17 protein-coding genes and 1 tRNA gene are annotated in these 19,303 nt (G+C 73.5%); 8 read left to right on the plus strand and 10 right to left on the minus strand.

The annotated features are described in order from the left end of the window. Positions 1–18: 18 nt before the first annotated feature. A complete protein-coding gene (locus tag ACFUJR_RS07410) occupies positions 19–1,938 on the minus strand; it encodes a putative bifunctional diguanylate cyclase/phosphodiesterase (RefSeq protein WP_383174566.1) in 1,920 nt (639 codons plus the stop codon). Positions 1,939–2,264: 326 nt separating this feature from the next. Between ACFUJR_RS07410 and ACFUJR_RS07415 the strand changes: the two genes are divergently transcribed. Beyond that, entirely contained in the window at positions 2,265–3,548 is a 1,284-nt protein-coding gene (locus tag ACFUJR_RS07415) for a M6 family metalloprotease domain-containing protein (RefSeq protein WP_383174568.1), read from the plus strand. A gap of 60 nt (positions 3,549–3,608) precedes the next feature. Here the strand turns inward: ACFUJR_RS07415 and ACFUJR_RS07420 are convergent. The 4 genes from ACFUJR_RS07420 to ACFUJR_RS07435 all read right to left on the minus strand — a co-directional run bounded on the left by ACFUJR_RS07420 (position 3,609) and on the right by ACFUJR_RS07435 (position 5,781). After that, a tRNA-Lys gene (locus ACFUJR_RS07420) sits at positions 3,609–3,682 on the minus strand. Continuing rightward, positions 3,673–4,344, minus strand: coding sequence for a bifunctional DNA primase/polymerase (locus tag ACFUJR_RS07425; RefSeq protein ID WP_383173193.1), 672 nt, complete (start codon positions 4,342–4,344; stop codon positions 3,673–3,675). The genes ACFUJR_RS07420 and ACFUJR_RS07425 overlap by 10 nt, the downstream gene beginning before the upstream one ends. 380 nt (positions 4,345–4,724) lie before the next feature. Then, a complete protein-coding gene (locus ACFUJR_RS07430; RefSeq protein ID WP_383173191.1) occupies positions 4,725–5,081 on the minus strand; it encodes a hypothetical protein in 357 nt (118 codons plus the stop codon). Positions 5,082–5,166: 85 nt separating this feature from the next. Next, positions 5,167–5,781, minus strand: a complete 615-nt coding sequence (locus ACFUJR_RS07435) for a TetR/AcrR family transcriptional regulator (protein WP_383173190.1) — start codon at positions 5,779–5,781, stop codon at positions 5,167–5,169. A 68-nt stretch (positions 5,782–5,849) separates the two neighbouring features. On the opposite strand from ACFUJR_RS07435, the gene ACFUJR_RS07440 reads away from it, so the two are divergent. Beyond that, positions 5,850–6,425 (plus strand): peroxiredoxin-like family protein, encoded by a 576-nt coding sequence (locus ACFUJR_RS07440; protein WP_383173188.1) that lies wholly within the window; start codon positions 5,850–5,852, stop codon positions 6,423–6,425. 147 nt (positions 6,426–6,572) lie between these two features. Here ACFUJR_RS07440 and ACFUJR_RS07445 read toward each other — a convergent pair whose 3' ends face one another. The 3 genes from ACFUJR_RS07445 to ACFUJR_RS07455 are packed head-to-tail and all read right to left on the minus strand — an operon-like array spanning position 6,573 to position 10,751. Continuing rightward, entirely contained in the window at positions 6,573–7,910 is a 1,338-nt protein-coding gene (locus ACFUJR_RS07445) for an AAA domain-containing protein (RefSeq protein WP_383173187.1), read from the minus strand. Next, complete coding sequence (locus ACFUJR_RS07450) at positions 7,907–9,520, minus strand: hypothetical protein (protein ID WP_383173185.1); 1,614 nt, start codon at positions 9,518–9,520, stop codon at positions 7,907–7,909. The genes ACFUJR_RS07445 and ACFUJR_RS07450 overlap by 4 nt, the downstream gene beginning before the upstream one ends. Before the next feature lie 40 nt (positions 9,521–9,560). Beyond that, complete coding sequence (locus ACFUJR_RS07455; protein WP_383173183.1) at positions 9,561–10,751, minus strand: hypothetical protein; 1,191 nt, start codon at positions 10,749–10,751, stop codon at positions 9,561–9,563. A gap of 172 nt (positions 10,752–10,923) precedes the next feature. On the opposite strand from ACFUJR_RS07455, the gene ACFUJR_RS07460 reads away from it, so the two are divergent. After that, entirely contained in the window at positions 10,924–11,517 is a 594-nt protein-coding gene (locus ACFUJR_RS07460; protein ID WP_383173181.1) for a histidine phosphatase family protein, read from the plus strand. A 199-nt stretch (positions 11,518–11,716) separates the two neighbouring features. Here ACFUJR_RS07460 and ACFUJR_RS07465 read toward each other — a convergent pair whose 3' ends face one another. Continuing rightward, positions 11,717–13,003, minus strand: a complete 1,287-nt coding sequence (locus ACFUJR_RS07465; protein ID WP_383173180.1) for a tetratricopeptide repeat protein — start codon at positions 13,001–13,003, stop codon at positions 11,717–11,719. A 177-nt stretch (positions 13,004–13,180) separates the two neighbouring features. Here ACFUJR_RS07465 and ACFUJR_RS07470 point away from each other — a divergent pair, with 177 nt between their 5' ends. Both ACFUJR_RS07470 and ACFUJR_RS07475 read left to right on the plus strand, forming a co-directional pair. Beyond that, positions 13,181–13,663, plus strand: coding sequence for a hypothetical protein (locus tag ACFUJR_RS07470; protein WP_383173178.1), 483 nt, complete (start codon positions 13,181–13,183; stop codon positions 13,661–13,663). Between the two features lie 288 nt (positions 13,664–13,951). Beyond that, positions 13,952–14,818, plus strand: coding sequence for a spermidine synthase (locus tag ACFUJR_RS07475; RefSeq protein ID WP_383173176.1), 867 nt, complete (start codon positions 13,952–13,954; stop codon positions 14,816–14,818). Between the two features lie 38 nt (positions 14,819–14,856). Here the strand turns inward: ACFUJR_RS07475 and ACFUJR_RS07480 are convergent, their stop codons facing one another. Then, entirely contained in the window at positions 14,857–15,405 is a 549-nt protein-coding gene (locus tag ACFUJR_RS07480) for a hypothetical protein (RefSeq protein ID WP_383173174.1), read from the minus strand. 78 nt (positions 15,406–15,483) lie between these two features. Between ACFUJR_RS07480 and ACFUJR_RS07485 the strand changes: the two genes are divergently transcribed. The 3 genes from ACFUJR_RS07485 to ACFUJR_RS07495 all read left to right on the plus strand — a co-directional run bounded on the left by ACFUJR_RS07485 (position 15,484) and on the right by ACFUJR_RS07495 (position 19,226). Next, the gene (locus ACFUJR_RS07485; RefSeq protein WP_383173172.1) at positions 15,484–16,182 is read left to right on the plus strand and encodes a response regulator transcription factor; all 699 of its coding nucleotides are present in this window, start codon (positions 15,484–15,486) and stop codon (positions 16,180–16,182) included. Next, positions 16,179–17,585, plus strand: a complete 1,407-nt coding sequence (locus ACFUJR_RS07490) for a sensor histidine kinase (protein WP_383173170.1) — start codon at positions 16,179–16,181, stop codon at positions 17,583–17,585. The genes ACFUJR_RS07485 and ACFUJR_RS07490 overlap by 4 nt, the downstream gene beginning before the upstream one ends. Positions 17,586–17,729: 144 nt before the next feature. Further along, the gene (locus ACFUJR_RS07495) at positions 17,730–19,226 is read left to right on the plus strand and encodes a cellulose binding domain-containing protein (protein ID WP_383173168.1); all 1,497 of its coding nucleotides are present in this window, start codon (positions 17,730–17,732) and stop codon (positions 19,224–19,226) included. Positions 19,227–19,303 lie beyond the last annotated feature (77 nt).

Below are 19,303 nucleotides of genomic sequence, written 5' to 3' on the forward strand. Positions count from 1 at the left end.
CCGGTGGGCCGGGCCGGCTCAGACCGGGAGGGGCGAGGTGCCGATCAGTTCGGCGATACGGTCCGCGGCCACCGCGCGGGAGTACAGCCAGCCCTGCCCCGTGTCGCAGCCGATACGCCGCAGCCGGGTCGCCTGACCCGAGGTCTCGACGCACTCGGCGGTGACCGTCAGGCCCAGCCGGTGGGCCAACTGCACCAGCGCCTCCACGATCAGCTCGTCCGCCGGGTTGGCGTGCGCCTCGTCCTGGAAGCCGCGGACGAACGATCCGTCGAGCTTCAGCACCGACACCGGGAGCCGGCTCAGATACGCCAGGTTCGAGTACCCGGTACCGAAGTCGTCGATGGCGATCCGCACACCCATGTCGCTCAGTGCCTGGAGCGCCTGGAGCGGGCGGCCCGCCGAGCCCATCACCGCGGATTCGGTCAGTTCCAGCTGGAGCAGATGCGGCGCGAGACCGGTCTCCGCCAGGATCCCCGCGACATCCGCCACCAGGTCGGAGTCCCAGACCTGCCGTACGGCCACGTTGACGCTCACGAACAGCGGCCGCTCACGCGGATGGTCCGTCTGCCACTGCCTGGCCTGCGTGCACGCCGTGCGCAGCACCCACCGCCCCAGCTCGACGATCGAGCCGTCCTCCTCGGCGATCCCGACGAACCGATTCGGCGCCAGCGTGCCGAACTGCGGATGGTTCCAGCGCACCAGCGCCTCCACTCCGTGCACCGCTCCGTCCGCGAGCCCGACCAGCGGCTGGTACTCCAGCGCGAATTCCCCGCGCTCCACGGCCGGGCGGAGGGTGGAGGAGAGCGCCTGGCGGGTCATCCGGTGCGCGTTGCGCTCGGGGTCGAAGAGGGTCCAGCGCGCCTTGCCGTCGGCCTTCGCCCAGTACAGCGTGGTGTCGGCGGCCTGCATCAGCCCCGTCGCGGTCGTACCGCGGGCGCCCCGCTCCACCACCCCGATCGAGGCCGAGACGGAGAGCCGCTGCCCGGCCAGGTCGAAGGGCCGCTGGAGCGCGCAGAGGACGGACTGCGCCAGATCGGCGAGCTGTTCCGTGCCGGTGGAGTCCTCGACGAGGATGGCGAACTCGTCGCCGCCGAGCCGCGCGACCAGGTGTCCGCCGCTCCGCGTGTAGCCGTCGTTGTCCGCACACTCCGTCAGCCGGGCGGCCACGGCGGCGAGAAGCCGGTCGCCGACCCGGTGCCCGAGCGTGTCGTTGACGGCCTTGAAGCCGTCGAGATCGAGGTAGCAGAGACCGATCCGCCCTGTTCCGCCATCCCCGTACGACTGGTGTGACTCGTACGACGAGTACGACTCGTACGAGGGGTGCGACGGGTGGGCGCGGAAGTCCGGGGACTCCTCGTCCAGACAGGCCGCCGCCTCCAGGGCCGCCGACAGCCGCTCGAAGAACAGTGTGCGGTTGGGCAGTCGGGTGACCGGGTCGTGCATCTGCAGATGGCGCAGTCGCGCCTGCAGCTCACGCCGGTCGCTGATGTCGGCGACGGAGAGCAGGACCCGCGGGCTGTCGGGCACCGGGGTGACGGTGACCTCGGCCCACAGCGAGCGCCCGTCGGGGTGCTTGAGCCGGCGGGTGCAGCGGAAGCGGGAGCGGCGGCCGCGCAGCACCTCGCGGTACGCGTGCCAGGTGCGGCCGTCCGAAGCGAGGTCGACGAGGTCGGCGGCGGCCTGTTCGCGCAGGGCGCCGGCCTCCGTGCCGAAGAGGGTGCCGAGAGCGTCGTTCGCGGAGACGACCAGCCCGTCCTGGTCGACGACGGCCATCGCGAGCTGCGCGACGCGGAAGGCGGCGCGGTGGTCGCGGAGTTCTGCCAGTGCCGTGGCTTCCGCGTCGGCCGGAAGCTCGTCGTGACGCTCCGTGATCGGAGGCGCGGGCTCCCGTGCGGGCGAGAGCTGGGCGTGCACCGGTCCTTCGGGGGTTCCGCTCACCGCTCGCTCCCGTAGTGCAGTCGGGCCGTAAGAGACGTGGTCGGGGTGGGTCGGCCAAGGAAAGTGTGCCGATCATAGAGGCTGGCCCCGGGGCCGTTCCAGCTTCATGGGCGCCCCCCGGCCCCGCGGAGGCCCTGAGCCTCTCCCCGAGACCATCCGGCCGATCGTTTCTGCGCGGGTCTGACGCGGGACGAGGAGGGCCTGACCGATTGTGACGTTCCGTGAGCCATTGAAGGCGCGTGTCGTGTCGACGCCATGTCGCGCCCTCACCCGACTGGGGCAGCGGAAAAGTGCGAAACATCGCAAACCATCACAAGGTGGGTGGGGTGTCCCGTATTCGGAAGCCGGAGGTCCACGTGAGGGGTCAGCAGCCACCCGGGGGAGTGGAACGCACGCGACTTCGTGCCTCCGCCGCGGCCTTCACCTCGCTCGTGGCACTCGCCGCGACGGGGCTCGTCGCGGGCCCGGCGGTGGGCGCCCCCTCGGCCGGGCCGTGCGCCCTGCCCCGTACCACCGCGCACCACTCCCTGGGCCTGGACACCTGGAACGGCGCCTACCCCCAGCCCGTCCGCTCGCTCGACGCGGTCATGATCTTCCTGTCGTTCCCCGACTCCACCCCGCTGACCGCCCCCGCGGAACTGGCCGCCGACCACTTCCCCGGCACCAGCGACTTCTTCCGGAGGGCGTCCTACGGCCGTTTCGCGCTCCACGCCGACGCGCAGCCGGAGTGGACCGCGATGCCGAAGGCCTCGACGTCGTACGCCATACGGCGTGACTGGGAAGCGGCGAAGCGGACGGCGTATCTCCGCGACGCCGTCGCGGCGGCCGACAAGAAGGTCGACTTCTCGCGGTACGACATCGTCTATCTGGTCGCCGACCCCGACGCGCCGGGCGTGGACTCCGACGCCACCAAGGTCGTCAACCTGGAGCGTCCGGTCAGGGCCGACGGCAAGGACATCAAGCGGGTCGTCACCGTCTTCGAGCGGCACCCGCCGGACCGCAACGTGCTGGCCCACGAGACCGGGCACGTCTTCGACCTGCCGGACCTCTACCACCGGCCGATGGACGGCAAGGGCGACTGGGACACCCATGTGGGGGACTGGGACGTCATGGGGAGCCAGTTCGGTCTCGCCCCCGAGCCCTTCGGCTGGCACAAGTGGAAGCTGGGCTGGCTGGAGCGGCACCAGGTGGTGTGCGTGCAGGGACCGGGCTCCCGTCTCTTCAGCCTGGAGCCGCTGGCGGCGGCCCCGGTGCCCGGCGGCACGCTCGGCAACCGGCTCGCGGTCGTACGGACGGGGCCCGGCACGGCGCTGGCGATCGAGGCGCGCGGCTCGACCGGCAACGACCAGGACACCTGCAAGGAGGGCGTGCTGATCTACCGCGTACGGAACGAGGCGGCGTCGGGCGAGGGGCCGATCGAGGTCGTGGACGCCCATCCGCGGACCGAGGCCTGCTGGGACCGCTCTGTGTACCCGCCGCTGGCGGACGCGCCGCTGGCCGTGGGCGAGACGCTCACGGTGCCGGGCGACGGCACACGGGTGGAGGTCGCGGACCGGACGCCGACGGGGGCGTGGACGGTGAAGGTGACGGTGCCGCAGCCGTCCCTGTAGCCGACGGGGACCCCGACAACGAGAAAGCCCCTCGCTTGCGCGAGGGGCTTTCTCCGTCTGTGCGCCGCCAGGGACTCGAACCCCGGACCCGCTGATTAAGAGTCAGCTGCTCTAACCAACTGAGCTAGCGGCGCCTGCTGACGTCGTAGACCTTAGCATCCTGATCGGCGGGAGGAAAAATCGATATCCGCACGTCGGCGGCGGAGGTGGTGCGGGCCGCCCGGACGCAGGCCCAGAGCATGACCTCGGGGCCCGGCAGCCAGGGGTGCCGGGTGTCGGGGGCGACCACCCAGCGGGGGCCGGAGGCGCTCGGCGGAGTCAGCGGCGGGATCGTCACGGCGTCGCCGGTGCCGTGGCAGAGCGGCAGCGGAACGGTGTCACCCCACTCCTCCCAGTGCAGCAGGGCCGGTAACCGCTGGGCGGTGCCGGCCGCGGCGAAGAGGAGCATCCGTCCCCGGTGGACGGCGACGGGCCCGGAGCCCGGGCCCTCGGCCCAGAGCCGGTCGAGCATCCGGCGCCCGAAGATCGGCTCCACGTTGACGACGTCGAAGACGGATCCGCAGGGGAGGACGGCGGGGGCGGCGGGGCGGGACTCCCAGAGCGCGAGCGTGGAGCGCGGATACGCGGTGGCGGAGGCGAGCCAGGCGGCGCCGGCTGCGGTGACGTGCGCGGAGTGATGGCGCCGGTCGTCCCCGTCCCGGAGGAACCGGAAGATCTCGTCCCGATCCGTCCGCCGTTCATCGGCGTCGCTCTGGGCGGGGCTCAGGGGAGTCTCGTCTCGCAGCCATGCACTCATGACGTCAGGTGTACCGGCGGTGACGGAGAGGTTTCCACGTGTTGCCGGAAACCCGGACAAGGGTGGTGCGAGGGGAGTATCTTTCGCCCCGGCATATGCCACCCGCCGATGGCGGGGGCGCATGGCGCGAACGGGGGCGCGAGCGTCGGCCCCCAGGCCCCCGACGCGCTCCAGTGCCCCGGCGCCCCATGCCGCCGAAGCGCCCCGCGGAGCCCCGAAGCGCCCCCGAAGCGCTCCCCGAAGCCCCCCGGCGAGCCACCGTCGAGCGTCGGAGCGCCCCCTCGAAGCCCCTTGGTGAGCCGCCGCTGAGCCCGAAGCGCCACCGAAGCCCGGCGAGCCGTCGCCGAGAACCGGCACGCCGGAACCCTCCCGGACTCGGGTCAGTCGTCCGTCGGGGTGGTGGTCGCGCGGAGGAGGTCGTGGCCGAAGTCGATCATGCGGCGTGCGTAGTCCTCGGTCCACTCCGCCCGTTCCGCCACGTCCGCCGCGGTCAGGCGGTCGAAGCGGCGCGGGTCGGCGAGCTGGGCCGCCGCCATCGCCTGGTACTCGATGGCCCGGTCCGTCGCCGCGCGGAACGCGAGCGTCAGTTCCGTCGCGCGTGCCAGCAGCTCACGCGGGTCCTCGATCGACTCCAGGTCGAAGAAGTGCTCCGGGTCCGCGGTCGCCTCGGCGGGCTCGAAGATCAGCGGCGCGGGCCGGAGTCGTCGTTGCTCGTTCCGCTCCGCGGATTCCGCCATGGTCCTTCTCCTCCTCGCACACACGCGGCCCGGACACCCGGGCCGTCTTCCATTGTCCCGCTTCGCGCAAGAGGGCGGGCGGCGGTCAGCCGTCGAGGCCGCGGAGATAGACGGTGAGGCCGCCGAAGAACTCCCTCTCGGCGTCGATGCCGGGGGCATGGCGGGCTGCCTCCGTCATGTACGGGAAGCGGTCCCGGGGCAGTTCGGCGATCGCGGTCGTCCCGGCGCCGGCGAGGGACCCGAGGTGTTCGAGCTGGATCGCCCCGACGACGTACGAGATCAGGCCGCGCAGTGCCACGACGCGCCGCTCGCCGTCGATGCCGGCCTCCGCGAGCAGTCCGAGCACCGACTCCGACCAGCGCAGCAACCCGGGCAGCCGGTGCCGGTGGGTGACCGTCAGCGGGACGGCGGCGGGGTGCGCGCCGACGCTGTCGCGCAGACGCCGGACCATGACCTCGATCCGTGACCGCCAGGGCGTGTCGGCGGCGGGCGGGGTCGGGTCGACGGAACTCAGGACGCGCTCGACGACGAGTCCTTCGAGTTCGTCGCGGTCGGCCACGTACCGGTAGAGCCCCATCGTGCTCATGCCGAGTTCCTTGGCCACCGTGCGCATCGACAGGCCCGCGAGCCCGTCGCGGTCGATGACGGCGAGCGCGGCGGCGGCGAGCTGTTCCGGGGTGAGAGAGCGAGGGCGGGGCACGGGTTGACAGCGTACGCCATACGCCTACGCTGTTAGGAGTACGCCGTACGCCTACGTGGAGGTCGTCCATGCTCATGCCCGGCGCGCCCGTTCCCGCCCGCACGATCGACCCGGTCCTCGGTCCCCCGGTCGCCGTGCCGGACCCCGACTGTTTCGTCCATCTGCAGTTCCGCCGCTTCGCGGGCTGCCCGATCTGCCACCTCCACCTGCGGTCGTTCGTGCGCAGGCATGCGGAGATCGAGGAGGCGGGCATCCGGGAGGTCGTGGTCTTCCACTCGCCCCCCGAGGAGCTCCATCCGCACCTCGACGGGCTGCCGTTCGCGGTCGTCGCGGACCCCGACAAGCGGCTCTACGCGGAGTTCGGCGTCGAGTCCTCGCCCCGGTCGCTGCTCTCCCCGCGCGCGTGGGGGCCCATCGCCCGGGCCGTGCTGCTCGGCACATGGGAGATGCTGCGCGGCCGGGAACGCCCGCCGGTACGCAACCCGCGCGGCGGCCGGCTCGGACTGCCCGCGGACTTCCTGATCGCCCCGGACGGCCGCATCGCCGCTGTGAAGTACGGCGAGCACGCCGACGACCAGTGGTCGGTGGACGATCTCCTCGCCCACGCGACCGCGATCACGCGCCCCACCCCCACGACCGCCTGACCCGTCAGGGCCGCCAGGTCACGCGGTGTTCGGAGAGGTGGGAGAGGACGGCGTGGTTGGCCTCCCAGCCGTCCGGGGGCGTGTCCCTCGCCCGCCTCCGGCGGGTGCCGGACTCCGTCCGGCGGGGTGGGGGGTCGGGCTGGCTGGTCAGGGCCGCCAGGTCACGCGGTGTTCGGAGAGGTGGGAGAGGACGGCGTGGTTGGCCTCCCAGCCGTCCGGGAACTTGACCGTCACGCCCAGTTGCACCGGTTCCGTCGAGGGGTGGTCGTCCAGGAGGTCGGCGACGCCCGCGCGGCAGACCACGATGCAGGCGTGGCGGTGGCGGGAGGCCAGGACGCACAGGCGGCCCGTCTCCAGGTGGAAGGCCGTGGCGTCCGGGCGGCCCGACAGGGGATGGAGGACGACCGTCACGTCGTACTCCCGGCCCTGGAGGCGGTTCGCCGTGTCCACCGTCACGCCCGTGACCCCCAGCTCCGCCAGCGCCGCGCGGACCGCCGCCGCCTGGTCGCGGTGGGCCGTGCCGACCGCGATCCGCTCCGGGGTCAGCGGGACCGGGTCCGGCCCCCGCTCGCTGACCGCCGCGCCACCCCGGTCCAGGAGCCGGCGCACCACCAGCGCCACCGCCCCGACCGCCTCCGGGTCCGTACGCGGCGTGTGCCGGGCGGGCAGTTCGAGCATGCCCCAGCCCGACTCGGCTGCTTCGTCCAGGACCCGGTCGGGGCCCGAACCGTCCGACGGCACCCCGAACGTCAGCCGCCGGTCGCCGTGGTCCGTGCCGCTGCGGAACCGGGTGTACGGATAGAACGCGTCGGACACCAGCGGCGCCGCCGACGCCGGAAGGCGCCAGGACACCGGCAGCCGGTGCTGCGGCAGCTCAGGGTTGTGCGCCAGGAGAGTGGAGACCGCACTCGCCGACGGGTCGTACGCCAGGCCCGCCCACTGCTCCGCGCCGACCACCGAGAACGGGTCCAACTGCCCCGGGTCACCGACGAACAGCGCCCGTTCGAAGAGCCCCGCCACGCCGAGCAGCGCGTCCGAGCGCATCTGGTACGCCTCGTCCACGATCGCGTGCGCCCACGGCTCGACGTTCTTCACGTGCGCCCACTTCGCGGACGTCGAGATCGTCACCGGAAGCCCCGCGAGTTCCCCCGCCTTCGGCGACTTCCGTACGTTCTCCAGCTCGTCGAGCGCCTTGTCGTACGGATCGCTGTCGTTGGAGTGCAGCCGCCCCACCGGCAGGTCCGGCCGCTTCTCCGCGAGCCGCAGCACCAGGTCGTCCACCTGGGCGTTCGTCTGCGCGACGACCATCAACGGCCTCCCCGCCTCGGCCAGTTCGAGCGCGGCACGGACCACGAGCGTCGACTTGCCCGCGCCCGGCGGTGAGTCCACGACGACGCCCCGGGCGTCCCCGTGCAGGGTGTCGGCCAGGATCGCGGCCGTGGCCCGCGCCGCCTCCGCGGACGGGTCGAAGACATCGGTGCTCACAGCAGGTCCTCCGGCGTGACGGCGTCTGGCGGTTCGGCGGCGTCGGAGCGCGGAGGTCCACCATGCGTCCAGGGCGTCTCCTCCGGGTCGGGCAGCTTGGCGCCGACCCGCTGGTCGTGCTCGAAGAGCGTCCAGGCGATCCGCTCGCCCTTCTCCGGAACCGAGCCCTCCGCGGGTTCCCTGGAGCGGCCCATCCGGTCGGTGATCCGCAGCACGAGCGAGCCGTCCTCCTCCTGCCGTACGAACTCCGCGGTCTGCGGCTTGCCTCCGAGCGAGCGGTACACCTTCACGCCCGCGCCCAGGTGCGGGCGGTCGTCCGTACGGACCGTGAGCAGCGGGCGCGGCGAAGGGCGCTTCGACTCCGACCAGGTCATCGTCACCTCCGCCACCTCCGCGACGAACGCCTCGCCCGCGAGCCGCCGCCCCGCGAGGACCAGCGGGTCGTCGAGGGCCTCCTGCGCCTCCAGCTGGCCCTGCGCGGACTCACGCGCGGCCAGCTTCCGCGCGGCCGTGACCGCGTCGTCGCGGCGGGGCTGCGGCGGCTCGCCGGCCGTGACCCGGTCGCGATGACCGGTGAACGACCAGCGGTCGCGGGTCCAGCGGTCCGCCACCCGGGCTCCCACGGGCAGCTCCCGCAGCAGGTCGACGGCGCGCCAGACCGCGTCCCACGTCGGCTTCAGCTGGGAGACGATCAGCCGACGGATCTCCCGCTCGGCGCGGTGCAGTTCACCGAGCCGCTCGTCGGCGCTCTCGCCGTCCTCGGCCGAGGCCAGCGCCTGCCGGGCCCGGTCGAAGCGCTCGATGGCGGGCGCGAGCAGCCGGTTGTCGAAGGCCGGGTCGGTCGAGGGACCGGCGGGCGGGCAGAGCAGCTGCCCCGCGCGGTCCCGGCCGAGTTCGGCGCGGAGCGCCCCCTCGGCGCCCGGCTCGTCGTCATACGGGTCGATCCAGGCCAGAAGCGCGCCGAGGTGCTGGTCCTCGAGGGAGGACTGGCCCGTCGCCCAGTGCCGGTTGAGCAGGTCCGTCGCCGACAGCAGCAGCGAGGAGCCGGGCACGCGGGCCCGCTCGCCGAAGTGCGTCAGCCAGCGGCCGAGCAGCGGCACGCGCGGGGGCGCGGGGAACGGCGTCTCCGGGTCCTGCTCCGCCGTCCGGCGGAAGCGCATCGACCGCCCCAGGAGCCGTACGTACTCGATGCCGGCCCGGCTCGGCACGATCACCTGCGGTGCGTCCGCGCAGAGTTCGACCTCGACCTCGACCTTCTTCCCGGTCTCCGGGGCGGTCTCTCCCCCGGCCTTCGGCCGGGAGGCGCCCCCACTCTCCGCCTCGACCACGTCGGTGAACGAGTCGATGTACGGCAGGACTTCCTCGGCCAGGTCGGCGAGGAAGGCGAACCGCAGATCCCGGTCGCGCGGCTGGGCGACGACCAGGAGCCGGGGCTCCTCGCGGTCGGTCCCGACCAGCGCGCCGAGCGGGGCGCCCGCCTCACCGGCCGTGGTCAGCGGTACGAGAACGAGCGGACGGTCGGCCACATGCCGGTGCCGGACCGTGGCCAGCGGCTGCGCCCGCCCGGACTCGACGGCCTCCAGCCGGGCGAGGGTGGAGATCAGCGACATGAGGAGCCTCCTCGTCCGGTACCGTGCGCCGGCCTCGTGCTCAGCAGGGGCATTCGACGACCGCCCCCGCAGTCCGTGCGGGCGCGCCCGCCAGCGCCTCCGCGCGCAGGGCCTGGGCCCGGCGGAGCGCCTCGACCGTCGGGTCCTCCGCGTCGCCCTCCTCGCCGCGGGCCGCCGCCAGGACCGCACCGATCGTGGTCAGACCGCCCAACTCGCCTCGTACCGAACGCCCCAGTGTCTCCACCGCGGCCGCGGCCCTGGCCCGCTCTCGGCAGTGGAAGGCCAGCTCGCAGGCGGACAGGCACTCCGGCGCGTACGCGTGCGGAACCGACTCCACCGCCGCCGTGAGCTCGTCCGCCGAACAGGCCTCCACGTCGAACGTGACGCCGTCGGGCAGCGCGGCCGCGATGTCCTCGATCCGGGTGAGCCGGTTGAGCTGCCTGCGGGTGACCGACAGCTGCTTGCGTACGTCGACGACCGAGGCCGTCGGCAGGTTGGAGAAGTCCTTCGGGCAGACGAGGAGCACGCTGTGCACCACCTGGGCGCCTTCGGTCAGCGCCGCGATCCGCTCCAGGGCCAGGACGTACACCGCCGCCTGGCGGGCCGCCGCGCCCACCTTGGAGGCGTCGGCGGAACCGTCGATCATCGGGAAGGACTTGATCTCCACGACCGTCCACCGGCCGTCGGGGTGCACCACCACGGCGTCGGGCTCCAGATAGGCGGGGGAGCCCGCCACCTCCAGGGCCAGCATCGGGTGGTCGAGCAGCGCCCACCCACCGGCGGCGGTCGCCTCGCGCAGCGCGAGCGCCGTGCGGGCCGCACGCCCCTCGGGGCCGGCCGCCGCAAGGTCCGGAACCAGGGCCGCACCGGGGTCATCGATGCCGAGCAGCCGCAGCAGTTCGCGCCCGCCGTCCGCCTTGACCTTAGCCTCGAAGGCGTTGCCCCGCATGAAGGCGAACTGCGACCGACCGAAGGCGGCCGGCGAGCCGAGCTTCGCCGCGAGCGCGGACTTGTCCACCCCGGCCCCGTCGAGCAGCGCGCGCCGCCGACAGCCGGGGTTGGCGGCCAGCGCCGCCAGTGCCCGCGCGTCCAGCGGGTGCGGCACCACGGCGGGACCGCGCAACTCGGCGAGTCTCTCCCACACTCTCGGCTTCACCGGAGCGGGGGAGGCCCCATGCCGTCGTGTCGTCTGCGGAGGGAGAGGAGCTCCGCCGTCCAGGGATGCGCTCACCCGCGGAAGTCTCCCATCCGCCACTGACATCCGGTCGCGGTTCCGGCCCGACGGCGCTCCCGGACCACCTCGCGGGCGGGGGGCGGGCCGTCCGCGTCGCCCGGGCGACGCCGCGAATTCATGTGCGGGATGATGGAGGTGCACCTGATACGTGAACCCTTGGAGAGCCTTCATGGCACCGCGCATCCTGCTCGCCCGGCACGGCCAGACCGAGTGGTCGCTGAGTGGCCGGCACACCGGCAGGACCGACATCCCGCTGCTGGACGAGGGCCGGCGCGGCGCCAAGCTGCTGGGCGAGCGGCTGCACCGGGGGCCGTGGAACGGCCTGCGGGAGGTGGAGGTCCGCACGAGCCCGCTGGTACGCGCGCGTGAGACCTGCGACATCGCCGGCTTCGGCGAGCGGGCGCGGGAGTGGGACGCGCTGATGGAGTGGGACTACGGGGCGTACGAAGGGCTGACCCCGGCCGAGATCCAGGCGATCCGGCCCGGCTGGCTGCTGTGGCGCGACGCCGCGCCGGAGGGCGAGAGCCTGGCGCAGGTCGGGGCGCGGGTGGACGAGGTGGTGGAGTGGGCGCGGTCGGAGGACCGGGACGTGCTGGTCTTCGCGCACGGCCACATCCTGCGTACGCTCGCGGCGCGCTGGCTGGGCGAGGAGGTCTCGTTCGGCGCCCGCATCGGCCTCGACCCGACGAGCCTGTCGGTCCTCGGCTGGATGTACGGCAAGCCCGCCCTGGCCCGCTGGAACGACACGGGCCACCTGGAGTAGGGGCGCCTCGGAGTCCTGGCCGCCGCGAGTCCGGCCGCCCTCGGAACGCGGGCGTCTGAGGCGTACGGCCGCCCCCGGATCGCGGGCGTCTGAGGCGTACGGCCGCACCGCGGAGCCCGTACGGTCCTCGGCGCTCGGTCCTCGGCGCTCGGCGCTCGGCGGCTCCCGGCGTCGGGCCCCCGGACCGCCGTCGGGGGATTCAGCGGGTGGCCGCGAGGACCCGGCTCGTGTCCGTGAGGATGCGGCGGATGCGGGAGGACTGGACGTCGCCCAGTGAGTCCACCACCCGCCGCGCCTCCGCCGCCGCCTCGTCCGGACGGCCGGCGTGGGCCAGGTTGCTGGCGAGCTGGGCGCGGTAGAGGGCGAGGTTGCGCGCGAAGTGGGGGTTCTGGAGGACGGTCGCGCGATGGGCGTGGCGGGCCGCGCGGCCCCAGTCGCCCAGCGCCGACCAGCAGTGGGCCTCCAGCGCCTCCAGCTCCGGCTCCCCGAAGAACGTCATCCACTCCGGGTCGCCCTCGCTCTGCCCACGGGCGAAGTGGGTGTGCGCGCGGCCGAGGGCCTGCTCGCACGCGGACCGGTCGCCGATTCCCGCCCAGGCCCCCGCCTCCCGGAGGGAGAGCAGGGAGAGCAGCCGGTCGGAGGAGAGCGGCTGGGCCGCCCGCAGACCGGCCTGGGCGGCGCGGACCGCCTCCCGGTACCGTCCCGCGTCCCTGGCCAGGAACGACGTGTTGCAGAAGGCGTGCGCCTCCAGCGCGGCGTCGCCCGCCACGCGCGCGGTGGCGAGGGCCTCCGCGTAGTGCGAGCGGGCGTCGTCGAAGCGGCCGGAGTCGTGGGCCAGCCAGCCGACGGAGATCGCGAGTTCGCCGGCGCCGGCGTGCAGCCGGTCCTCGGTGGAGCGGCGGGCCGTCGTGCCCGCGTCGAGCAGTGCGTACGCCGCCCGGAGCGGCTGGGCGGCCGCCTTGTACAGACCGTCGGCGCCGTGCCGGTCGTCGAGCAGCCGGATCTGCCGTACGGCGTCCTCGACGGCGCGGACCTCGGCCTCGCCGATCCTGTGGGCCCCGCGAGGGGCGGGGATCGCGACGGCGGTGCCGCCGAGTCCCAGCGAGGCGGCCGCCACGGTGACGGTGCCGCTCGTCATGAATGCGCGACGCAGCACGTCGCTCTCCTCATCGTTCCGGGTCGTGATGGCGGGTGGGGGCGCCCCGGCCGAGACGGCCGGGCGTCGGCCGCGTACCGTCTCCCGCGCCGAGAAGCCCAGGTCCGCGAGGGAGAGGCCGGGGAACATGTGCAGGAACACCCGCTCGTACGCGTAGTTGGGGCAGCGGATCTCGCCCGCCTCCACGCGCCCGATGTAGCGGGCGTCGCACGCGACCCGCTCGCCGATCTCCCGTGCCGCTCGCCGGACCGCCGCGGCGAACTCCGCCGGCGAGTGCTGTCCGCGGAGTCGGCGGAAGGCGAGATTGGGAACTGCCCCTGACACCGCCATGGCCGAGCCCTCTCCTGTGCTGCCGGTGTTCCGGCCGGGCAAGAACGTACCTGCTGTGTCCGGGCACACACGCTGGGTTTTGCCATAAATCGGATATCTCGCTCGCGATCTGCCATGAACTGCCATCCTTTGCGGCGGCGTGCCGCCGTAGCCGTTGACACGCACGGGCGTTGAACCATGCGGAGAGACGGAACGTGTCTTCTCGGAGCAAGGAGGGGTCCCTTGTTGGAGATCGGATCGCAGTCGACCGCACGGCACGCACCCACCCCGGACGCCAGTGCCCCGCACGCCGAGCCCTGTGACCTGGTGACCGTGCCGGCGCGCCAGGGCCTGGAAGCCGTGGACATCCTCCGCCGGGGCGGGACCCCGGTCGTCGGTCCCGTGCTGCACGACGGGGCCTGCGACACCCTCGGCTTCCTGGTGCCGCCCGGCACGGCGGCGGGCTGGGACATGCCGGGCAGCGCCTGTACGCAGACCTCCGGGCGCGGCCTGCGGATCCCCGAACTGCCGGAGCTTCCCGGGCCCGCCGGTGACGCGCCCCGCCCGGCGGGCTGGCTCCTGCCGCCCGGGGACACCGGCGAGGTCACCGACCCGATGGTGCTGCGCGAGGCCCTCGGCCAGGCGGCCCGTCTGATCGAAGCGGCCGACGGCTGCCACTAGGTCGTGTCGACGAAGTCCCGTCTGCCCGGCGGCGCCTGGCACGCTCGCCGCGTTGTCGGTCGTCGGCGCAGCCCGCTGCGCTCTCCTCCCTCCGCCTTGCGATCGCACGCTCCCCCAAGCTCTCGGCTGCGCTCGAGCAGGGGGGACCCCCATGACGCCGCCGGGCCCGCCCTTCGGGCGGACGACGCTACTTCGACGACCCTCCCCAGGGCCTCTCGGCCGTGCCCGGCGGATCATGGCCGGGGGCTCGTCGGGCGGGGGAGTCCGGCGGACGCCGATAATGGGCACGTGGCAAGAAACAGACAGCGTGAGAAGGCGGCAGCCGCCGTCGCCGTCGTCGAGACCGTCGACGGCGGGCTCGCGGAGCTGATACCCGACCGGGAGCGGCCCCGCGGCTGGACGCTGCTGATAGACGGAGCCCCGCAGTCGCACGTCGATCTCGACGACCCCGGCCACCTCTCCTTCGAGTACCAGCGACGCCTCGGTCACATCGCCGACCTCGCAGCCCCGCCGAACCGGCCCCTCCAGGCCGTCCATCTCGGGGGCGGAGCCTTCACGCTCGCCCGCTACATCGCCGCCACCCGGCCCCGCTCCACCCAGCAGATCGTGGAACTCGACGGGCCGCTGGTCCAGCTCGTCCGCCGGGAGCTGCCCCTCGACACGACCGCCCGGATCCGGGTCCGCTCCACGGACGCCCGGGCCGGCCTCTCCAAGGTGCAGGACGGCTGGGCGGACCTGATCATCGCCGATGTCTTCAGCGGGGCGCGCACGCCCGCGCATCTGACCAGCACCGAGTTCCTCACCGAGGTGCGCCGCGCCCTGAGGCCCGGCGGTCTCTACGCCGCGAACCTCGCCGACGGGCCGCCGCTGACCCATCTGCGCGGCCAGGTCGCGACCGCCGCCACCGTCTTTCCCGAACTCGCGCTGACCGCCGACCCGACCGTGCTGCGCGGCCGCCGTTTCGGCAACGCCGTGCTCCTCGCCTCCGACCGCGAGCTGCCCGTCGCCGAACTGACCCGCCGGGTGGCGACCGACCCGCACCCGGGCCGGGTCGAACACGGCCGTACGCTCACCGACTTCACCGGGGGAGCGACCCCGGTCACCGACGCCAGCGCCAAGCCCTCGCCGGTACCGCCCGCGTCCGTCTTCCGCTGACACGCCGACGAGCCGACGAGCCGCCAGGCGGACGGAGGTCAGCGGTCCTCGATCTCCACCCGGGGCGCGGTGTCGTGCCACAGGCAGAAGACCGACAGCTCGCGGCCGTCCCTGGTGAAGGTGACCCGGATCCAGGTGGGCTGCTTCCACACCTGCATCTGCCACCCCGAGGCCGGTGTGGCCGAGACCAGCTCCGCCGAGGTCTCGCCGAGGTCGAAGGCGACCCGACCGCCGTCCACGGCATAGCTCTTCACGCTCCCCCCGCCTTGCGGCGCCTCCGAGGAGGGCTTCGGCGTGGTGGGCCTGGGTGAAGGCGTCGCGGAGGCGGACGGCGAAGTCGAGCCGGACGCGGCGGACGGCGTGGGGGAGGAGGGCTTCGGCCGCCGGGTGGAGGAGGCCGGCGTCTCACCGGCCTTGTCGGCCGGCCCGTCGCCGCTGGTCCCGGCCGGGATGGGCAGCGCACGCGGTGGGTCGTAGACCGTGCCGGCCAGCACCGTGTGCACGCCCCACCAGGAGAGCGTGACCGCCGCGCCCGTGGCGAGCGACCACGCCATGGCGTGAACAAGTCCTCTACGCATCCGGGCCATACTGCACCACGACCGTCCCGGCCGTCCCGCAGGGTGGACCTTCCCTCGGCCTCACCCGGATGGCGTACGGTGCGGCCCATGGCAAGTGTGCTCGTGGTCGAGGACGACCAGTTCGTGCGCTCCGCCCTCATCCGGCATCTGACCGAGGCCTCCCACACCGTACGGAGCGTCGGCACGGCCCTGGAGGCGCTGCGCGAGGTCGCCCATTTCCGTTTCGACGTGGTCATCCTCGACCTCGGACTGCCCGATCTGGACGGCTCCGAGGCGCTGAAGATGCTGCGCGGCATCACCGACGTACCGGTGATCATCGCGACCGCGCGCGACGACGAGGCGGAGATCGTCCGGCTCCTCAACGACGGTGCGGACGACTACCTGACCAAGCCCTTCTCCGTGGAGCACCTGTCAGCGCGGATGGCAGCCGTCCTGCGGCGCTCGCGGGCGGCCGGGGAGGCCCCGCCGTCGCGGGTGATCCAGGTCGGCGGTCTGTCGATCGATCCGCTGCGCCGTCAGGCGGAGCTCGACGGGGCCCGGCTCGACCTGACCCGCCGGGAGTTCGACCTGCTGGCGTTCCTCGCCGACCGGCCGGGTGTCGTCGTCCCGCGCAAGGAACTGCTCGCCGAGGTGTGGCAGCAGTCCTACGGGGACGACCAGACCATCGACGTACATTTGTCATGGCTGCGGCGGAAGTTGGGCGAGACGGCCGCACGTCCCCGCTATCTCCACACCCTGCGCGGGGTGGGCGTCAAGCTGGAACCGCCGCGGGAGAGCCGGCCGTGAGATGGGCACTCGTCAAGGTGTCGCTGGCCGTCACCGCCATGGTCGTCGTCGCCTTCGCCGTACCGCTCGGCCTCGTCGTCAAGGAGATGGCGCGCGACCGGGCCTTCTCCAACGCCGAGCGCCGCGCCGCCGCCCTCGCGCCCGTCCTCGCCATCACCACCGACCGGGACAAGCTCGACCGGGCCGTCGCGACCACCGAGGACGGGGCCGCCGGACGGTTGGCCGTCCACGTCCCGGCCGCCGCCCCGGCAGACGAGCCGGGCGCCGAGGCCCTGGAGATCGGAACCCGTAGGGCCGAGGAGAAGGAGCTGCGGACCACCCGGGAACTGGGGCGGGCGACGATCGCCGAGGTGGAGGGTGGCTCCGTGCTGCTCCAGCCCACCGCGCTCTCCTCCGGGCAGGTCGCCGTCGTCGAACTCTTCGTCCCCGAGGGCGAGGTCACCAACGGCGTCGCCACCGCCTGGCTGGTCCTGGCCGGTGTCGGTGTCGCGCTGATCGTCGGCTCGGTCGCGGTGGCCGACCGGCTCGGCGTACGGATGGTGCAGCCCGCGCAGCGCCTCGCGGGCGCCGCCCACGACCTGGGCGAGGGCAAGCTCGGGGCGCGGGTCCCGGAAGAGGGGCCGCCGGAGCTGAAGTCGGCCGCGATCGCCTTCAACTCCATGGCTGACCAGGTCGTCCAGCTCCTCGCCAACGAGCGCGAACTGGCCGCCGACCTCTCCCACCGGCTGCGGACCCCGCTGACCGTGCTCCGGCTCAACACGGCCTCGCTCGGCTCGGGACCGGCGGCCGAGCAGACCCGTGCCGCCGTCGAGCAGCTGGAGCGCGAGGTCGACACGATCATCCGCACGGCCCGTGAGGCCAAGCCCCAGACGCAGGGCCCCGTCCCGGGCGCGGGCTGCGACGCCTCCGAGGTCGTCCGGGAGCGGATGGACTTCTGGTCCGCGCTCGCCGAGGACGAGGGCCGCAAGGTGCGGGTCGCGGGCGTCGAGCGCCCGGTACGCATCCCGGTCGCCCGGCCCGAACTCGTCGCCGCGCTCGACGCGCTGCTCGGGAACGTCTTCCGCCACACCCCGGAGGGAACGGCGTTCTCCGTCGACGTCCACAACGGCGACGACGCCGTCATCGTGCTGGTCTCCGACGCGGGGCCCGGCATCGACGACCCGGCCGCGGCGCTCACCCGCGGCAACAGCGGCCACCGTGACGGCTCGACCGGTCTCGGCCTGGACATCGTGCGGCAGATGGCCGAGTCGACGGGTGGCGACGTCCGCATCGGACACTCGGTGCTCGGCGGCACGGAGGTGCGCATCTGGATCGGCCTCGACGGCCGGCGCTTCGGCGACGCGGCGGGCCGCGGCGGTCGGCGGGGGCGCCGGAAGAAGCCGGCCACGCCGAGGGCCCGCTGAGGCGTCCACCTTTCGTCGTTCCGATGCCTCCCTTAAGCGGACCCTAAGAATCCTCAACCCTGGCCCTCTTGCTGTCATTTGTCCGATTCCCGCTCGCTAGCGTGCTGCCGCACCCCACCCCCCCCACACAGAGGCAGGCACGCGATGGGCACCAGTTCGCACCGGCGCAGGGCGAGCGGCAGGACCAAGGCCGTCGGCGCGGTCGTCGCGGCAGCGGTGATCGGCGGCGCGGCGTTCGCGCTCACCGGCACCGCCCAGGCCGCGGCCGTCGGCGCCGCCTACACCAGGACCAGCTCCTGGACCGGCGGTTACACCGGGCAGTACGTCGTGACCAACGAGACCTCCAGCGTCCAGTCGGGGGGCTGGACGCTGGAGTTCGACCTGCCCGCCGGGACGACCATCGGGTCCCTGTGGAACGGCGAGCACACCGTCTCCGGCCGTCATGTCACCGTGAAGCCCGCGAGCTGGAACAAGGAACTCGCCCCCGGCCAGTCCGTCACCGTCGGCTTCGTGACCTCGGCGGCCGGAGCGGCCGGCGACCCGACGAACTGCCTCATCAACAAGGCCACCTGCTCCGTCGGCGGCGCCACCCCGACGCCCAGCGGCCGGCCCACCGGGCAGCCCACCGCCACCGTCGCCCCGACCGCGTCGGCGACCCCCACGGCCACCGCGACGGCCACCCCGAGCCGGCCCGTAACGACGGCGCCCACGCCCACCCCGACGGCCACCGCCACCGGCACCCCGGGCGCCACCGCGAAGTACGCGCCCTATATCGACACCTCGCTCTACCCGGCGTACGACATGCTCGCCACCGCCCGCGCCACCGGTGTGAAGGAGTTCAACCTCGCCTTCATCACCTCCGGCGGATCCTGCGCCCCGCTGTGGGGCGGAGTCACCGATCTGGCCAATGACAAGGTCGCCTCCCAGATCGGCGCCCTGCGGGCCGAGGGCGGCGACGTCCGGGTCTCCTTCGGCGGTGCCGCCGGTCACGAACTGGCCCTGAACTGCGCGAACTCCGCCGACCTGGCCGCCGCCTACGGCAAGGTCGTCGACCGGTACGGGCTCACCAAGGTCGACTTCGACATCGAGGGCGCCGCCCTGCCCGACACCGCCGCCAACACCCGGCGCTCGCAGGCCATCGCCCAGCTCCAGAAGTCCCACCCCGGCCTGAACGTCTCCTTCACCCTGCCGGTCATGCCCGAGGGCCTGACGCAGCCGGGCGTGGACCTGCTCGCGGACGCCAAGAGGAACGGTGTCCGCGTCGACGCCGTCAACATCATGGCGATGGACTACGGACCGGCCTACAGCGGCGACATGGGCCAGTACGCCATCCAGGCCGCGACCGCGACCCAGGCGCAGATCAAGGGCGTCCTCGGGCTGAGCGACAGCGCCGCCTGGAAGGCCGTCGCCGTCACCCCGATGATCGGGGTCAACGACGTCACCACCGAGATCTTCAAGGTCGACGACGCGACCCAGCTGGTGGAGTTCGCGAAGTCCAAGGGCATCGGCTGGCTGTCGATGTGGTCCTCGACCCGCGACAAGCAGTGCGCGGCCGGCGCGGTGAACCACGCGGACGCCACCTGCTCCTCGATCCTCCAGCAGCCGCTGGCCTTCACCAAGGCGTTCGCCGCCTACAAGTGAGCCACTGAGCCCCCCACACCGCGGGGGCCGGGAAGGGGCACCCCCCCACCCCCCCAGGGGAGGGTCTTTCTTTGCTC

This window comes from Streptomyces sp. NPDC057271 (assembly GCF_042668715.1).
Classification (GTDB): Bacteria; Actinomycetota; Actinomycetes; order Streptomycetales; family Streptomycetaceae; genus Streptomyces.

What these genes read in the sequence shown, in the direction of transcription:
- ACFUJR_RS07425 (WP_383173193.1), bottom strand. Translation starts at nt 4,344, where the DNA reads ATGAGTGCATGGCTGCGAGACGAGACTCCCCTGAGCCCCGCCCAGAGC.
- ACFUJR_RS07430 (WP_383173191.1), bottom strand. Translation starts at nt 5,081, where the DNA reads ATGGCGGAATCCGCGGAGCGGAACGAGCAACGACGACTCCGGCCCGCG.
- ACFUJR_RS07440 (WP_383173188.1), top strand. Translation starts at nt 5,850, where the DNA reads ATGCTCATGCCCGGCGCGCCCGTTCCCGCCCGCACGATCGACCCGGTC.
- ACFUJR_RS07450 (WP_383173185.1), bottom strand. Translation starts at nt 9,520, where the DNA reads ATGTCGCTGATCTCCACCCTCGCCCGGCTGGAGGCCGTCGAGTCCGGG.
- ACFUJR_RS07460 (WP_383173181.1), top strand. Translation starts at nt 10,924, where the DNA reads ATGGCACCGCGCATCCTGCTCGCCCGGCACGGCCAGACCGAGTGGTCG.
- ACFUJR_RS07465 (WP_383173180.1), bottom strand. Translation starts at nt 13,003, where the DNA reads ATGGCGGTGTCAGGGGCAGTTCCCAATCTCGCCTTCCGCCGACTCCGC.
- ACFUJR_RS07470 (WP_383173178.1), top strand. Translation starts at nt 13,181, where the DNA reads ATGCGGAGAGACGGAACGTGTCTTCTCGGAGCAAGGAGGGGTCCCTTG.
- ACFUJR_RS07480 (WP_383173174.1), bottom strand. Translation starts at nt 15,405, where the DNA reads ATGGCCCGGATGCGTAGAGGACTTGTTCACGCCATGGCGTGGTCGCTC.
- ACFUJR_RS07485 (WP_383173172.1), top strand. Translation starts at nt 15,484, where the DNA reads ATGGCAAGTGTGCTCGTGGTCGAGGACGACCAGTTCGTGCGCTCCGCC.
- ACFUJR_RS07495 (WP_383173168.1), top strand. Translation starts at nt 17,730, where the DNA reads ATGGGCACCAGTTCGCACCGGCGCAGGGCGAGCGGCAGGACCAAGGCC.